Annotated in this window: 13 protein-coding genes and 1 tRNA gene; 4 read left to right on the forward strand and 10 right to left on the reverse strand. The window is 71.6% G+C overall.

Annotated elements, in window-relative coordinates; translation table 11 throughout:
- Nucleotides 1-23 precede the first annotated feature (23 nt).
- The 8 genes from AC3IX6_RS11100 to AC3IX6_RS11135 all read right to left on the reverse strand — a co-directional run bounded on the left by AC3IX6_RS11100 (nt 24) and on the right by AC3IX6_RS11135 (nt 10,982).
- Entirely contained in the window at nt 24-1,127 is a 1,104-nt protein-coding gene (locus AC3IX6_RS11100) for an LCP family protein (RefSeq protein WP_489369981.1), read from the reverse strand.
- A 374-nt stretch (nt 1,128-1,501) separates the two neighbouring features.
- Nucleotides 1,502-3,640, reverse strand: coding sequence for a transcription termination factor Rho (gene rho / locus AC3IX6_RS11105; RefSeq protein WP_489369982.1), 2,139 nt, complete (start codon nt 3,638-3,640; stop codon nt 1,502-1,504).
- A 470-nt stretch (nt 3,641-4,110) separates the two neighbouring features.
- Nucleotides 4,111-5,037 carry a homoserine kinase gene (thrB, locus tag AC3IX6_RS11110; protein ID WP_243336217.1) on the reverse strand — a complete coding sequence of 309 codons (927 nt, stop codon included), beginning with the start codon at nt 5,035-5,037 and terminating at the stop codon, nt 4,111-4,113.
- Between the two features lie 386 nt (nt 5,038-5,423).
- The gene (thrC, locus tag AC3IX6_RS11115; RefSeq protein WP_489369983.1) at nt 5,424-6,494 is read right to left on the reverse strand and encodes a threonine synthase; all 1,071 of its coding nucleotides are present in this window, start codon (nt 6,492-6,494) and stop codon (nt 5,424-5,426) included.
- A gap of 6 nt (nt 6,495-6,500) precedes the next feature.
- The gene (locus AC3IX6_RS11120) at nt 6,501-7,790 is read right to left on the reverse strand and encodes a homoserine dehydrogenase (RefSeq protein ID WP_383947177.1); all 1,290 of its coding nucleotides are present in this window, start codon (nt 7,788-7,790) and stop codon (nt 6,501-6,503) included.
- Between the two features lie 161 nt (nt 7,791-7,951).
- On the reverse strand, nt 7,952-9,343 hold the full coding sequence (lysA, locus tag AC3IX6_RS11125; protein ID WP_489369984.1) for a diaminopimelate decarboxylase: 1,392 nt from the start codon (nt 9,341-9,343) through the stop codon (nt 7,952-7,954).
- Nucleotides 9,344-9,415: 72 nt separating this feature from the next.
- Nucleotides 9,416-10,417, reverse strand: a complete 1,002-nt coding sequence (gene nrtL, locus AC3IX6_RS11130) for an ArgS-related anticodon-binding protein NrtL (protein WP_489369985.1) — start codon at nt 10,415-10,417, stop codon at nt 9,416-9,418.
- A 94-nt stretch (nt 10,418-10,511) separates the two neighbouring features.
- A complete protein-coding gene (locus tag AC3IX6_RS11135) occupies nt 10,512-10,982 on the reverse strand; it encodes a response regulator (protein ID WP_489371408.1) in 471 nt (156 codons plus the stop codon).
- Nucleotides 10,983-11,088: 106 nt separating this feature from the next.
- Here AC3IX6_RS11135 and AC3IX6_RS11140 point away from each other — a divergent pair.
- From AC3IX6_RS11140 to AC3IX6_RS11150, 3 genes are all read left to right on the forward strand, one after another.
- A tRNA-Arg gene (locus AC3IX6_RS11140) sits at nt 11,089-11,160 on the forward strand.
- A gap of 413 nt (nt 11,161-11,573) precedes the next feature.
- Complete coding sequence (locus tag AC3IX6_RS11145; RefSeq protein WP_489369986.1) at nt 11,574-12,557, forward strand: XdhC family protein; 984 nt, start codon at nt 11,574-11,576, stop codon at nt 12,555-12,557.
- 59 nt (nt 12,558-12,616) lie between these two features.
- Nucleotides 12,617-13,018: a DUF6479 family protein gene (locus AC3IX6_RS11150; RefSeq protein WP_489369987.1), complete on the forward strand. Its 402-nt coding sequence runs from the start codon at nt 12,617-12,619 to the stop codon at nt 13,016-13,018.
- 61 nt (nt 13,019-13,079) lie between these two features.
- Here AC3IX6_RS11150 and AC3IX6_RS11155 read toward each other — a convergent pair whose 3' ends face one another.
- Entirely contained in the window at nt 13,080-14,000 is a 921-nt protein-coding gene (locus AC3IX6_RS11155; protein ID WP_489371409.1) for an ATP-dependent DNA ligase, read from the reverse strand.
- Nucleotides 14,000-14,884: a non-homologous end-joining DNA ligase gene (ligD, locus tag AC3IX6_RS11160; protein ID WP_489369988.1), complete on the reverse strand. Its 885-nt coding sequence runs from the start codon at nt 14,882-14,884 to the stop codon at nt 14,000-14,002. The genes AC3IX6_RS11155 and ligD overlap by 1 nt, the downstream gene beginning before the upstream one ends.
- A 31-nt stretch (nt 14,885-14,915) precedes the next feature.
- On the opposite strand from ligD, the gene ku reads away from it, so the two are divergent.
- Nucleotides 14,916-16,052 carry a non-homologous end joining protein Ku gene (ku, locus tag AC3IX6_RS11165; protein ID WP_489369989.1) on the forward strand — a complete coding sequence of 379 codons (1,137 nt, stop codon included), beginning with the start codon at nt 14,916-14,918 and terminating at the stop codon, nt 16,050-16,052.
- The last annotated feature ends 85 nt before the right edge of the window (nt 16,053-16,137 follow it).

Raw genomic sequence — 16,137 nt, forward strand, 5'->3', positions numbered from 1 at the left:
CCGACCAGGCGGTTCGGTGCGGTCTACCGGACGACCGTGCCGGCCGTGCCCTTGTCGCCGGCCGAGTTCACGGTGGCCTCCGCGGGGACCTGCTGGTCGGCCAGCAGGGCGTCCCAGACCATCTTGGACTCCTTGGTGAGCGGGACGACCCGGTTGGGGTCACGGGTGTCCCCGGTCACCGGCAGGGTGATCATGTGCATGTTCTCGGGGCCGATGCCCTCGAGCCCCTGGGCGAAGCCCATGAGGGACTTCACGTCGCCGAGCGCCTTGTCCGTGGTGACGGCCTTGGTGGCGGTGTCGGCCACGTCGAGCAGCTTCTTCGGGTTGTCGAAGACGCCGATGGTCTTGACCTGCTTGATCAGCGCCTTGATGAAGGCCTGCTGGAGCTGTATTCGGCCCAGGTCGCCGCCGTCGCCGACGCCGTGGCGGGTACGGACGAGGCCGAGGGCCTGCTCGCCGTTCAGCCTGTTGGTCCCGGCGGGCAGGTCGAGGTGGCTGTAGTCGTCCTTGATCGGCTTGGTGGTCGTCACCTCGACGCCGCCGAGCTTGTCGATGATCTCCTTGAAGCCCGTGAAGTCGACTTCGAGGTAGTGGTCCATGCGGATCCCCGACAGCTTCTCCACGGTCTTGACCGCGCAGGCGGCCCCGCCGATGGTGTAGGCCTCGTTGAACTGCCTGCGCGAGCTGCCCGGGTCGGTCTTCCCGTTGGCCATCGTGCAGGAGGGCATGGCGACCATGGTGTCGCGGGGTATCGATACGACGGTGGCCTTGGTGTGGCCCTCGTTGAGGTGGACGATCATCGCCGTGTCGGAGCGTGCGGAGCCGCCGTCGTCCCGGCCGTACTCCCCGTTGGCGCCGCCGCGGGAGTCGGAGCCGAGGACGAGGATGTCCATCGAGCCGTTGTCCACGTCCTGCGGGCGGTCCGTGCCGAGGGCCGCGTCGATGTCGACCGTCTTGAGGTTGCCGTTGAACTTGAAGTAGAAGTAGCCGAGCCCCGCCCCGCCCAGGAGGACCACGCCCGCGGCGGTCCACGCGGCGATGACGACGGCCCTGCGGCGCGTGGCCGGCTTCCGTCGGCGTCGGCCCGCGCCGGCCCTTCGGCCGTGGCCCCTGTTGTCCTGGCTCATGCTCTGCTCTGCCCGCCTGTCTGTGCTCGGTTCGACTCCCCGATCCCTCTGACAGAGACGGTCGGACGCTTCCCAGGGTTCCACGGCCGCCTGTGCGTCCCGTGTGCGTCCCGTGTGGGTCCCGGCCCGTACGCCCCCGCGCCCGGCCGGGACGGACCCCCCGTGGCCCCGTACCTACCTGCGGTTTCCCCCTGCGCGCGGGGTGACCGCCCGGGGCCTCGCGGGGTACGGAGTGTGGCAAAGGTCGCACCCGTGCACGAAGCCCCGTAGACCGCCCCCGTACGACGCGACCGGCCCCCGCAACGACGCGACCGCCCCCGTCGCGGGTGCGGCGGGGGCGGTCGGGGTCACGCAGGTGGTGCTACGGGGAGACGTCAGTCGTCGTTCTTGCCCGACGGGGTCGTCTTCGCGATCTGCATGAGGAACTCGGCGTTCGACTTCGTCTGCTTCATCTTGTCGAGGAGCAGCTCGATGGCCTGCTGCGAGTCGAGCGCGTGCAGCACCCGGCGCAGCTTCCAGACGATGGCGAGCTCCTCGCTGTTGAGGAGGATCTCCTCCTTGCGGGTGCCCGAGGGGTCCACGTCCACGGCCGGGAAGATGCGCTTGTCGGCGAGCTTCCGGTCGAGCTTGAGCTCCATGTTGCCGGTGCCCTTGAACTCCTCGAAGATCACCTCGTCCATGCGCGAGCCGGTGTCGACCAGCGCGGTGGCCAGGATGGTCAGCGAGCCGCCGTCCTCGATGTTGCGCGCGGCACCGAAGAAGCGCTTCGGCGGGTACAGCGCGGTCGAGTCGACACCACCGGACAGGATGCGGCCGGAGGCGGGGGCGGCGAGGTTGTACGCGCGGCCCAGACGGGTGATGGAGTCCAGCAGGACGACCACGTCGTGGCCGAGCTCGACGAGACGCTTGGCGCGCTCGATGGCCAGCTCGGCGACGGTGGTGTGGTCCTCGGCCGGGCGGTCGAAGGTCGAGGAGATGACCTCGCCCTTCACCGACCGCTGCATGTCGGTGACCTCTTCCGGACGCTCGTCGACCAGGACGACCATCAGGTGGCACTCGGGGTTGTTGACCGTGATCGCGTTGGCGATCGCCTGCATGATCATGGTCTTACCGGTCTTCGGCGGGGCCACGATCAGACCGCGCTGGCCCTTACCGATCGGCGACACGAGGTCGATGATGCGGGTGGTCAGCACGCCCGGGTCGGTCTCCAGGCGGAGCCGGTCCTGCGGGTACAGCGGGGTCAGCTTCTGGAACTCCGGGCGGCCGCGGCCGGATTCGGGCGCCATGCCGTTGACGGAGTCCAGGCGCACGAGCGCGTTGAACTTCTCGCGGCGCTCGCCGTCCTTGGGCTGCCGGACGGCGCCGGTGGTGTGGTCGCCCTTGCGGAGCCCGGCCTTGCGGACCTGGGCGAGGGAGACGTACACGTCGTTCGGGCCGGGCAGGTAGCCCGAGGTCCGGATGAACGCGTAGTTGTCGAGGATGTCGAGGATGCCCGCGACGGGGATCAGGACGTCGTCGTCGGCGACGGGCGTCTCCGCCGGCGCGAACTCGTCGCGTCCGCGACGGCCACGGCGGTCGCGGTAGCGGCCGCGGCGGCCGCGACGGCCGTCCTCGTCGAAGTCGTCCTGGGGGCCGTTGTCCTGACGGTCCCGGTCCTGACGGCCACCCTGCTGGCCCTGACCCTGACCCTGGCCGCGGCCGCCCTGCTGGCGGTCCTGACGGTCGGTCCGGTCCTGACGGCCACCCTGCTGGCCCTGGCCCTGGCTCTGGCCCTGGCTCTGGCCCTGGCCACCCTGACCGGCCTGGCCCTGACCCTGGGCGCCCTGGCCCTGGTCGTCGGCCTTGGCACCGCGGTCACGGCGCTCGCGGCGGCCGTCGGCGCGGTCGTTGCCCCGCTCGCGGCGGTCGCGACGGCCGCGGCCCTCGCCTTCCTGGCCCTGGGCCTGGCCGGCGGGGGCGGTGGCGGCCTCGGCCTTCGCCTCGGCCTGTGCGGCCGGAGCGACGGTCTCGGGCTTCTGCTCCACCTGCACGGCGGCGGCGGGGGCCGAGCCCTCGGGGCTGCCGGAGGGGGCGGTGGCACGCCGGCGGCGGCGCTCGCCGACCGGGGCGTCCTCGCTGGCCGGCTGGCCCGGGATGTCGATCTGGGCCTGCGTGGCGGTCTTCTCGGCGGGCGCCTCGGCGGCGGCCTCGCCCGTACGGGCCTTGCTGGTGGCACGGCGCTTCGGCTTGGTCTCGCCGCTGTCGGCGGACGCGGCGGCCGGCGCGGAGGCCGCGGCCTTGGGGGCGCTGCTTCCCGCCTGCGCCTCCTTGATGACCTCGATCAGCTGGCCCTTGCGCATCCGCGCGGTGCCCCTGATGCCGAGGCCCGACGCGACCTGCTGGAGCTCGGCCAGGACCATGCCGTCAAGGCCGGTGCCGGAGCGGCGGCGCTTGGTCGGCGCGGCGCCCTCGGCGGGGGCACTGGTGTCGACGTTGGTGTCGGCAGCGCCCATCAGATCGGTGGTGTCGCTCACGAAGGGTCCTTCCCTGGAGCGGACGTCGGCCTGTCTGGCTCGGCGACCGGTTGTGCTGTCCGACGGCAGTCCGTGACTCGATGAGGTGCGGATTGCAGCCGGGGCGGTGGTCCGCCGATAGAGATACGGCGGAGAGAAACGTGCATGTGCGTGGGTGGTTCCGGCGAGAAGCCCCCGAGCTGGAAGCGTGGGAATGTCACGCCGATTCCGGAGCGTGCCCGAAACTGCTGGCAGCGATCAAAGCAGTCGGGGAGGCTCCCGGAAGAAAGGTGGTCCCTGATAGGGACACTGAGCACCAAGCCATGGCGGCTTCGGATGCGCACTTGAGACTAACACTACCGGATCCAACAGACATTCCCCCTCTCCATCACCGGCTTTAGAGCCCATCCGCGCGGGTTCCGCGCGGGCTCCGCGCGGGCGGCCTGCCCTGGCCGCCCGCCCCTGGCCGGCTGTGTCCTCTACTGAACGGATCAGCCGCCCTGGGTTCCCAGCGGAAGTACGCTCGCGCCCGCTGCGTCGAGTGCGAGCCGGTTGGCCGCCCACCCCTCGCCCGCGAGCCGTGCGACCTTGTCGGCCGCACCGTTGTCGACCAGCGCGAGGACCGTGGGGCCCGCGCCGGAGATCACCGCGGGGATGCCGTCCGCCCGCAGTCGGGCCACGAGCGCCACGCTCTCGGGCATCGCCGGGGACCGGTACTCCTGGTGGAGACGGTCCTCCGTGGCCGGCAGCAGGAACTCGGGACGCCTGGTCAGGGCCTCTACGAGCAGGCCCGCGCGGCCGGCGTTGACGGCGGCGTCCACGTGCGGGACGGTGCGCGGCAGCAGACCGCGCGCGGTCTCCGTCAGGACCGGCTTGGAGGGGACGAAGACCACCGGAACGATGGAATCGGCGGGCTCCATGCGGATCGCCTTGGCGCTGCCGCCGTCCATCCACGCGAGGGTGAAACCGCCGAGCAGACAGGCGGCGACGTTGTCGGGGTGGCCCTCGATCTCGGTGGCGAGCTCCAGCAGCGCCGTGTCGTCGAGCTTTGCCTCTCCGCCTATGGTCACGGCGCGGGCGGCCACGATGCCCGCGCAGATGGCGGCGGAGGAGGAGCCGAGGCCGCGGCCGTGCGGGATGCGGTTGGCGCAGACGACCTCGAGGCCTCGCGGCTGGCCGCCCAGCAGGTCGAAGGCGGTGCGCATGGAACGTACGAGGAGGTGGCTCTCGTCCCGGGGAAGGGTGTCGGCACCTTCGCCCGCAATGTCGATGTTCAGGCCGGAATCGGCCACGCGTACGACGACGTCGTCGTAGAGCCCCAAGGCCAGCCCGAAGGCGTCGAAGCCCGGGCCGAGGTTGGCACTGCTGGCGGGAACGCGCACCCGTACGGCGGCGGCGCGGAAGGCGGGACCGGCCATCTTCCGATGACACTCCTTGTGACTGTGCGAGACGGGATCTTCGCTGGCTCGCTGTGAATGTACTGGAGAACGTACGACACCCGAAGGCCCTGTGGGCAGCACCGCGGTCATATGCGCGGCGGCGGATGTAAGTACAGCCTATCGAAGGAAGGTTCTTCTCCGACATAGGGCGCACAGCAGGCGCACGATGCGTGTCGCCGGCTCCCGCCGGTCGGGTCGGGTTTCCGCCGCGATATCTGGCGGGTTTCCGTCGGTTTTCGGGCCGTACGGCCCGAGTTGCCGGATTCCTCAGCCTTCGAAAGACTTCCGGAATCCGGCCACTCGGTTACTGCGGTTCCTGCGTTACTGCGGTACTGCGGTTACTGCGGTTACTGCGGTACTTCCGCTCAGACGAGGCCGAGACGGATGGCGGCGGCCTCGGCGTCGACCGGAATGGTGACCGGCTGCGGAGCGCCGGCGACCGCCCAGTCGGGGTCCTTCAGGCCGTTGCCGGTGACGGTGCACACGATCTTCTGGCCGGGGTCGACCAGGCCGAGCTCGGCCGCCTTGAGCAGACCGGCCACGGACGCGGCCGAGGCGGGCTCGACGAAGACGCCCTCCTGAGCGGCCAACAGCCGGTAGGCGGACAGGATCTGGCGGTCCGTCACCTCATCGATGAAGCCGCCCGACTCGTCCCGGGCCTGCAGGGCGTAGTCCCACGAGGCCGGGTTGCCGATGCGGATCGCCGTGGCGATGGTGTGCGGCTCCTTGACGACCTCGCCGCGCACGATCGGCGCGGAACCGGAGGCCTGGAAACCCCACACGCGGGGCGTACGGGAGGCCAGGCCATCGGCCTTGTACTCCTTGAAGCCCTTCCAGTACGCGGTGATGTTGCCGGCGTTGCCGACGGGCAGCACGTGGATGTCGGGGGCGTCGCCGAGCGCGTCCACGATCTCGAACGCGGCCGTCTTCTGACCCTCGATGCGCACCGGGTTGACGGAATTGACCAGCGCCACCGGGTAGTTGTCGGACAGCGCGCGGGCCAGGTCCAGGCAGTCGTCGAAGTTGCCGTCGACCTGAAGGATCTTGGCGCCGTGGATCAGGGCCTGGCCCATCTTGCCGAGCGCGATCTTGCCGCGGGGCACGAGGACGGCGGAGACCATCCCGGCGCGCACCGCGTAGGCGGCGGCGGAGGCCGAGGTGTTGCCCGTGGAGGCGCAGATGACGGCCTTGGCACCGTCCTCCTTCGCCTTGGTGATCGCCATGGTCATGCCGCGGTCCTTGAAGGACCCGGTGGGGTTGGCCCCCTCGACCTTGAGGTGTACCTCGCAGCCGGTGCGCTCGGAGAGCACCTGGGCGGGGACGAGGGGAGTGCCGCCCTCGCGGAGCGTGACCACCGGAGTCGTGGCCGTGACCGGCAGGCGGTCCCGGTACTCCTCGATGATGCCGCGCCACTGGTGGGTGCGATTGCTGCTCATGGGTCCTTACTCCCCTTCAACACGCATGATGCTGGCGACACCGCGGACGGTGTCCAGCTTCCGCAGCGCCTCGACGGTCCCGGAGAGGGCCGCGTCGGGCGCACGGTGAGTGACGACGACGAGGGAGGCCTCGCCGTCCTTTCCCTGCTGGCGGACGGTGTCGATCGAGACACCGTGCTCCGCGAAGGTGGTCGCCACCTGGGCGAGGACGCCCGGCTTGTCCGCCACATCGAGGCTGATGTGGTAGCGGGTGACGACATCCCCCATGGGGCTGACCGGCAGCTGGGTGTACGCCGACTCGCCCGGCCCCTTTGCCTCGGCGAGCTTGTTGCGGCAGACGGCGACGAGGTCGCCGAGGACCGCGGACGCGGTCGGCGCGCCGCCCGCGCCCGGACCGTAGAACATGAGCCGCCCGGCGGCCTCCGCCTCGACGAACACCGCGTTGTACGCCTCGCGGACCGAGGCGAGCGGGTGGGTCAGCGGGATCATCGCCGGGTGGACGCGCGCGGTGACGGACTCGCCGTCGGCGGCGCGCTCCAGGATGGCGAGGAGCTTGATGGTGCAGCCCATGCGCTTGGCGGACGCGAAGTCCGCGGCGCTGACCTCCGTCATGCCCTCGCGGTAGACGTCGTCGAGGCGGACCCGGGTGTGGAAGGCGATGCCGGCCAGGATCGCGGCCTTGGCGGCGGCGTCATAGCCCTCCACGTCGGCGGTGGGGTCGGCCTCGGCGTACCCGAGGGCGGTGGCCTCGTCGAGGGCCTCCTGGTACCCGGCGCCGGTGGAGTCCATCTTGTCGAGGATGAAGTTCGTCGTGCCGTTGACGATGCCCATCACCCGGTTGATCTTGTCGCCCGCGAGGGACTCGCGCATGGGGCGGACCAGCGGGATGGCTCCGGCGACGGCGGCCTCGTAGTAGAGGTCCAGCCCGGCCGCCTCGGCGGCGGCGTGCAGCGCGGCGCCGTCCTGGGCGAGCAGCGCCTTGTTCGCCGAGACGACGGAGATGCCGTGCTCGAAGGCGGTGGTGATCAGGGTGCGGGCCGGCTCGATGCCGCCGATGACCTCGATCGCGATGTCGATGTCACCGCGTTTGAGCAGCGCGGTCGCATCGGTGGTGACCAGCGCCGGGTCGATGCCCTCGCGCACCTTGGAGGGACGGCGCACGGCGACGCCGGCGAGCTCGACGGGCGCGCCGATCCTGGCCGTCAGGTCGTCGGCGTGCGTCGTCATGATGCGGGCAACTTCCGAGCCGACCACTCCACAGCCCAGCAGCGCCACCTTCAGCGGACGCGTACGCATCATTCGACCTACGCCTTTCGATCTTCACATCATTACCTGTTGCGCGGTTTGCACCCCAGGTGTGAACCAGTCTCACTCAATGGACAACAGTTTCCACCCTCGGTCCATTGAGTGAGACACCTATTCGGGGGTCTGGGGGCCGTCCCCCAGAAGAATCCGCATCAGCCGACGTCGAGGCGCAGGAGATCCTCTTCCGTCTCCCGGCGGACGATGACACGGGCCTCGCCGTCACGCACGGCGACGACCGGCGGGCGGAGCACGTGGTTGTAGTTGCTCGCCATCGAACGGCAGTACGCGCCGGTGGCCGGGACCGCGAGGAGGTCCCCGGGAGCGATGTCGGCGGGCAGGAACGCGTCCTTGACCACGATGTCGCCGCTCTCGCAGTGCTTGCCCACGACCCGCACGAGCATGGGCTCGGCGTCGGAGGTCCGGGAGACGAGGCTGACCGAGTACTCGGCGTCGTAGAGGGCCGTCCGGATGTTGTCGGACATCCCGCCGTCGACGGAGACGTACGTCCGCAGGCCCTCCAGCGGCTTGACCGTGCCCACCTCGTAGAGGGTGAAGGCGGTCGGGCCCACGATCGCCCGTCCGGGTTCCACGGAGATCCGCGGGGCGCGCAGGCCGGCCGTCTCGCACTCGCGGGCGACGATCTCGTGCAGGGCCTTGGCGATCTCGTGCGGCTCGCGCGGGTCGTCGGCGGAGGTGTAGGCGATGCCCAGTCCGCCGCCGAGGTCGATCTCGGGCAGCTCCACGCCGTGCTCGTCGCGCACCGCGGCGAGGAGCCGTACGACGCGCTTGGCGGAGACCTCGAAGCCGGCCATGTCGAAGATCTGCGACCCGATGTGGGAGTGGACGCCGAGCAGCTCCAGGCTGTCGTGCCCCAGCGCGCGCCGTACGGCCTCTGCGGCCGAGCCGTCGGCGACGGCGATGCCGAACTTCTGGTCCTCGTGCGCGGTGGCGATGAACTCGTGGGTGTGCGCCTCCACGCCCACGGTGACGCGGATCTGCACGGGCTGGCGCACGCCGAGCTCGCGGGCGATGTGCGCGACGCGGGCGATCTCCTGGAAGGAGTCGAGCACGATCCGGCCGACGCCGGCCTCGATGGCGCGGGTGATCTCGCTCGTCGACTTGTTGTTGCCGTGGAAGGCGATCCGGGCGGCCGGCATCTCAGCGGCGAGCGCGGTGGCCAGCTCCCCGCCGGAGCACACGTCGAGGTTGAGCCCCTCCTCCTTGAGCCACTTCACGACGGCCTTGGAGAGGAACGCCTTGCCTGCGTAGAAGACGTCGGCGTCCGGCCCGAAGGCGTGCGCCCAGGCGCGGCAGCGCGCCCGGAAGTCCTCCTCGTCGAGGAAGTAGGCGGGCGTCCCGAACTCCTCGGCGAGACGGGTCACTTCGATCCCGCCGACAGTGACGACCCCGTCGCCGTTCCGGCCGACCGTCCGGGCCCAGACCTTCTCGTCGAGCACGTTGAGGTCGGCGGCCGGCGGGGAGTAGTGGCCCTCGGGCAGCACGTCGGCGTGACGGGGCCCGGCGGGGTGTGCGGAACGGCTCATCTCAGCATTCTCTCTTCGCAAATCATCCGGAACGCAGGCGAATCACATCGGATCACACGCGTCTCGCGGGCTTCACAGGTGGTGGTCGGGCGCGTCTATACCGAGCAGGGCCAGGCCGCCGGCCAGCACCGTCCCGGCGGCTTCGGCAAGGGCCAGCCGGGCACGGTGGGCGGCCGAGGGTTTCTCGTCCCCCTTGGGCAGGACGTGGTACTGGAAGTCGAGCAGGGCGTCCGCCAGCACGACGAGCTGCCGGACGAGCCGCTCGGGCGCACGGTGGTGCGCGGCGGCTTCGAGCACGAGGGGATGGTCGCGCAGCGCACCGAGCAGGGCGCCGGCGCCGTGCCCCTCGCCCGGCTCCCCGGGCTCGCCCCGGAACCCCAACTGCTCTGCGTTGCGGGTCAGCGCCCGCGCCCGGGCGTGGGCGTACCGCACCCGGAAGAACTCGCTCGACTCGTCCTGGACGAGCAGCCACGCGGGGAACACGGGCGTCTCGTGCCCGGGAACACAGAGCATCGCCCAGGCGGCGGCGTCGGGCCCGAACCGGGCGCGGACGTCCCCGTCCCGCTTGGCGACGGGGGCGATGCGGGCGGCGCCGAGGTCCCCTCCCGCCAACCCCTGGCTGGTCACGATCTGCCGCACGGCGGCGTGCACGACGCGCTCGCGCAGGACCCCGACGGGCACGCCGGCGAACTCGGCGGTGCCGGGGGTCTCGCGCCCCCCGGGGGCCAAGCCGTACGAGGCCGCCCCACCGGCTCGAATGCTCCGTACGTACTCCCCCACCGAACTCTCGGCGAGTACGAAGTTCAGGAACCCGGCGCCGGTGATCTCCACGCGCTCGATCCCGGGCAGGCCCGCCAGCCGCGGGGCCAGTACCTCGGCCACTCCGCGGGGCGCGACTCCGGCACCCTTCGCCACCCCGAACGCGACGGGCGAGGCGTAGTCCCCCACTCCCCCGGGCCGGGTCCGCTCGACGACGACCCGCTCGGGCACGACCACACCGGCGGGCAGCTCCCCGTCCTCGACGGCGCGGCGCAGGGCGCGCACGACGGAGCGGGAGAGGTCGACGGGGGTCACGTGACCAGCCTAGGGGAGAAGCCCCCAGGTCACGCGAACGGTTTCGCCATGTGGAATACGGCCCTTGACGCGGCCCCCGCGGAAGGGCCGGGGGTCATCCCCTCCCTCTCCCGGCGGGAGCACCTTTCCGTTCCCTCCGGTCGCGGCGCTCGATGAGCCGGCGCACGACCCGCACCAGCTCGGCGGGCTCGAAGGGCTTGGCGAGGAAGGCGTCCACGCCTGCGGCGATCCCGGCCTCGACCTCGTTCTGCGTACAGGCACTCACGATCGCGACGGGCAGGTGCCGCGTCCTCGGATCGGCCCGCAACTGCGCGGCGGCCCCGAACCCGTCCAGGCGAGGCATGACCACATCAAGGGTGATCACATCGGGCAGCACCTGATGGACGACGTCCAGGCATTCGGCACCATCGTTCGCGGTCACGACCTCGAAGCCCTCCAGCTCGAGATTGACCTTGATCAGCTGCCGGATGACCTTGTTGTCATCGACAACAAGCACCCGGCCCGAGGCGCCCGACACAACTCGAGAGTAGGTCGGCCCCGGCCCCCGCGTCCGGGTTTTTGCCACTTCCACCCCCTCCGGGCGACCCACGTCCCCCTCCCCGTCAATCCGTTCCTGATCACCGTCCGGAAGCTGGTAGTGTTCAACCCGTCGCAGCAACACCAGCGACAGCGCCCCCGTAGCTCAGGGGATAGAGCAACGGCCTCCGGAGCCGTGTGCGCAGGTTCGAATCCTGCCGGGGGCACTTCGCAGGAAGTGCCCAAGACCCCGTCTCAGCGAGTTCGCTGAGACGGGGTCTTCGCGTTTTTGCGGCCAACTGCGGTTCTGGGCACCAGCGGAGACGAGTGCGGTGCTCGACGCGGGGACGGGGTCGCGCCGGCCGGCCGGTCTCCGTCGGTTCGTTGAGATCGGGGTCCGCTGTCTGCTCGCCTACCCCCCCCCTGTTTCTCAAGCGGGATGGTCGCCTGGCCTGTACGGACATCTGGGGTGTGCCGGGGGCCGGTTCGGGTGGTCCGTACGAAGGATGTGGGGGTGGGTCTGTGGGTTTTGGGGGGTGGGGGGCGGGGGTGTGCGTGCGTAGGTTGGAGGTGAGGCCACTTTGTGTCGTTGACCTGGTGCTCTGTGGCGTGCTCTGACGGTGAGGATGGGGCGGCGCGGATGCGTGACTTGGTGGAGACGGCGCGGCAGTGGGTGGCCGAGGGGCGGGTCGGGTTTCTGGCGCGGCCCGTGACCGAGCAGGGGTTCGGGCCCCGGGATCCGGCCGGGGCGGTGCTCGTGGATGCGCGCGGGGAGTGCGTCGGGGCCCTGTACCGGGGGGTGTTCGATGCCGAGCTGGTCGCGGAGGCCGCTGCCATGGGGGCCGGGGAGACCGCGCGGGTGTGTGAGGTTTCCGTGGGGGCCGGGGAGGCCGTCGAGGCCAAGCTGACGTGTGGCGGGCAGGCCGAGGTGCTCCTGCAGCCGCTCGGTGCGATTCCCGCCGAGTGGTGGGAGCTGCTCGGGCAGGGGGTCGGGGTCGCCCTCGTGACGCAGCTGAACGAGCGGGCGGATCAGGCCGTGAGTGTTGTCGTGCGGGGGGCCGATCAGCCTTCCGGTGACGCCGAGCGGCGGGCCGGGGAGCTGCTGAGGACGCGGCGGCCGGGTCGGGACGCGCTGTACGCGGGGTCCGGGCTGGTGCTCGTGGAGGCGTACCCGTCGGCTCCGTACGTGGTGATCGGCGGGGGCGGGGAGCTGGCCGAGGTCATCGAGGCCCAGGCCCGGCTGCTCGGGTGGGAGGTGAGTGTCGTCACCGACGTCGGCGAGGCCGAGAAGCTGCTCGGGGCGCGGCGGGACGCCGCCTGCCTGGCGATGCTGAGCCATGATCCGGACTTCGACGTGCCGACGCTGCGGACCGCGCTCGCGCTCGGGATTCCGTACGTCGGCGCGCTCGGCTCCCGCAAGACCACCGCGCGGCGCCGCGAGGGGCTGCTCGCGGCGGGGGTGAGCGAGGAACGGCTGCGGACGGTGCACGGGCCGATCGGCCTGGACCTGGGCGGGCAGACTCCGGCGGAGACGGCGCTGGCCATCTGCGCGGAGATCCTGGCGGTGCTCGGGGGCCGGCAGGTGCGCGGGGTGCGGGACGCGGACGGGCCGCTCAAGGGGTGAGGAGGCCGGGCAGGGGTGCGATCGGGTGAATTCGTCGCCGATGCGGGAAAATGGGTTGTATGGACACGACTCTGATCTTCCTCGCGGTGGACAGAACACTGACCAACATCGCGTGGTTCCTGGTCGTCGGGCTCATCGTGGTCGGCTTCCTGCTCGGCGGCTTCTTGCTGGGCAAGCGGGTCCGGGCACAGGAACCCGCACCCCCCACTCCCGAGAGCCAGCCGCACCTGCCCGACGGCGGCGCGGTGTACGAGGTCTCCGAGGAGCGGGAGTACGTCGAATTCCCCGAGAGCGGACTGCGCCCGCACGAGATGCAGGGGTACGGGAACTTCGGCTCGCAGACCCACAGCCATCAGGACGAGGCCCGGGCCGAGCGGGAATCCGGGTACGAGCATCCCAATCCGCGGCCCCGGAAGCAGCCCCCGACCCTGCCGCCGCTGGGCGGCGCCAAGCCCGCCTGACGGGTGGGTGAAGGCTTGAAGCCGCCCCGAGCAGACCTGTGACCCGCGGCCCCGCCGCGGGTCACAGGTCTGTGCGCAGGCGCAGGACCTCCGGTGGCGGGTGGCGGGTCGACGTGTGGCGGACCTCGGCGGTCAGCGGCGGGTCCAGGGGGTGGAAGGGGACCTCGCCGAGGCCGATGGCCGTGACGGTGGCGCCCCGGGACGTGCCCGGGGTTCCTCCGGCCGCCTCCGGGCCGCCGCGGGCGGCCACCGCCGCCGCCACCTCCGCGCGGAGCGGCGCCGTCAGGGGGCTCGAGACCAGCGGGGTCTCGTCTCCGACGGGGAGGACCAGGACGAGGGCGAGCGGGCGCCGGGCGGTGCCCGTGTAGCCGACCACCGCCGCGTCGCGGACGTTGGTGTGGCGGAGCTTTTGCCAGCCGCGCCGGCCTGCGGGGTAGGGCTGGTCCATCCGCTTGACGACCAGGCCCTCGATGCCGCTGGCGGGCAGGGTCTCGAACCAGGTCTCCGCCAGCTCCGGGTCCGTGGTCATGGGCACCGGCTGGAGCGGCGGACCCAGCGGCAGGAGCAGGTCGACGAGGAGGGCGCGCCGGCGCTCGTAGGGACGGGCGCGCAGGTCCAGGCCGGCGAGTTCCAGTACGTCGAAGGCCGCGTACGAGGCCGGCAGCGTCCGGGCCAGCACGGCGGCCCGTGCGGCCGAGGCGGCGGCCGCCCGGCGCTGTACGAGCGCGAAGTCGGTGCGGCCCGCGTGCCAGACCACCACCTCCCCGTCGAGGACGGTCCCGGCGGGCAGGTGGTGTGCGGCCGCCGCGAGGTCGGGGAAGGCCGCGGTGACGATGCGGCCGGAGCGGGCCTGGAGGACGACCCCGTCAACGGCACGGTCGGTGCGGACGATGACGAGGCGGTGGCCGTCGAACTTGGGCTCGTACGCGAGACCGGGTGCCCGCGGCAGCGAGCGGACGGCGGCGGCGAGCGCGACGGTGATCACGGGAGCCGTCCGGCCAGGGAAGGGTCGAGGAGGGGCGCGAAGTGGTCTCCGTCGCGGGCCAGCCGGGGGGCGATGTCGTCGGCGAGGAAGACCAGGTCGGAGGGGGTCCGGCAGGACTCGACCTCCGCCCAGGAGAGGGGCGTGGACACGGTGGGCAGGGCGCGGGCGCGCAGGGTGTAGGGGGCCGCCGTGGTCTTGGCGGCGGCGTTCTGGCTGTGGTCGACGAAGACCTTCCCGGGGCGCAGCGCCTTGGCCATCCGGTGCACGACCAGGTCGGGGAGCGCACGCTCGGCCTCCTGGGCGAGGGTCTTCGCGTACGCCGACACGTGCTCGGAGGGGGTCGGTTCGAGGGGTACCGCCAGATGCAGGCCCTTGGAGCCGGAGGTTTTGGCGTAGGCGTGGAGGCCGTCGGCCGTGAGGCGGTCCCGGAGCCACAGGGCGGCGGCCGAGCATTCGACGGCGGTGGCGGGGGCGCCGGGGTCCAGGTCGAGGATCAGGCGGTCCGCGAGGGCGGGGGCGCCGGCCGGCCACTGGGGGGTGTGGAACTCGACGACGAGGTTGGCGGCCCACATGAGGGTGGGCAGATCGGCGATGACCACCTGTTCGGCCCGGAGGTCCTCGGAACGCGGGACCGGCGTGGTCTTCACCCAGCCGGGGGTACCGGGCGGCGGGTTCTTCGTGAAGAAGAGCTGTCCGTCCGGGCCGTCGGGATAGCGCAGGAAGGACACCGGGCGGTCGTGGACGTGGGCGAGCAGGTGGCCCGCGACCGTGGCGTAGTAGTGGAGGACCTCGCCCTTGGTGAATCCGGTCTCCGGGTAGAGGACCTTGTCGAGGTTGCTGAGCGAAATGCGACGGCCCTCCACCAGGGTGATCGGCGTCATACGATGAGACTGCCACGAAACAGGAGGAACCGTGCGATCCATATGGAACGGGGCGATCTCCTTCGGCTTGGTCAGCATTCCGATCAAGCTCGTGAACGCCACCGAGAGCCACTCGATCTCCTTCCGCCAGATCCATGTCGGCGATGGCGGACGCGTCCGCTACCGCAAGGTCTGCGAGCTGGACGGGGAGGAGGTGCCGGCCGCCGAGATCGGCAAGGGGTACGAGGAGGCGGACGGGTCGATCATCCCGATCACCGATGAGGATCTGGCGCAGCTGCCGATCGCCACGGCGAAGACCATTGAGATCGTTTCGTTCGTGCCGGCCGATCAGATCGATCCGTTGCAGATGGACGCGGCGTACTACCTCGCGGCGAGCGGGGCGACGGCGGCCAAGCCGTACACGCTGCTGCGGGAAGCGCTGAAGCGGAGCCGGAAGGTCGCCATCGCGAAGTACGCGCTGCGGGGGCGGGAGCGGCTGGGCATGCTGCGGGTCGTCGACGACGTGATCGCGATGCACGGGCTGCTGTGGCCGGACGAGATCCGGGTTCCGGAGGGGGTGGCGCCCGAGGGCGAGGTGTCGGTGCGGGAGGCCGAGCTCGACCTGGCGGATGCGCTGATGGCGACGTTGGGGGAAGTGGAGATGGACTCGCTGCGCGACGACTACCGCGAGGCGGTGGAGGCGATGATCGCGGCGAAGGCGGGTGGGGAGACGGTTGTGGCGCCGGGGCCTCCGGCGGAGGGTGCGGGTGGGCAGGTCATCGACCTGATGGCGGCGTTGGAGAACAGCGTGCGGGTGGCGAAGGCCTCGCGGGCGGGTCCGGCTGCGGTGGAGAGGGCGGCGGAGGGGGCGGCGGAGGGGGCTGGGGCGGAGGTTACGCCGATTCGGCGGAAGAAGGCGGCGGCGGGGGCGGGGGCGGCGGCAGCCCCGAAGGCCGTGGGTGGGAAGAAGTCGACTGCTTCGGCGGCGGCGTCCGGTGGTGCCGGTGGTGGTGCTGGTGCCGGTGCCGGTGCCGGTGCTGCGAAGAAGTCGACGGCTGCGGCCGCTGCGAAGAAGAAGGCCGCTACGGCGGCTGCGAAGAAGACGGCCTCGGCCAAGGCCGCGGAGGCGAAGCCGGCGCGGGCTGCCGCGAAGAAGGCGGTGACGCCGCGCAAGCGGAGCTCCGCTTGAGGGGGGCCTGGCCTGGCCCTGCGGCCCCGCTGCCCTGCGGGGCGGAGTCCCCTACCCGCCCTTCCACCGTTCCCCGGGCGCTGCC

It is taken from the genome of Streptomyces sp. GL_141, from assembly GCF_057834385.1.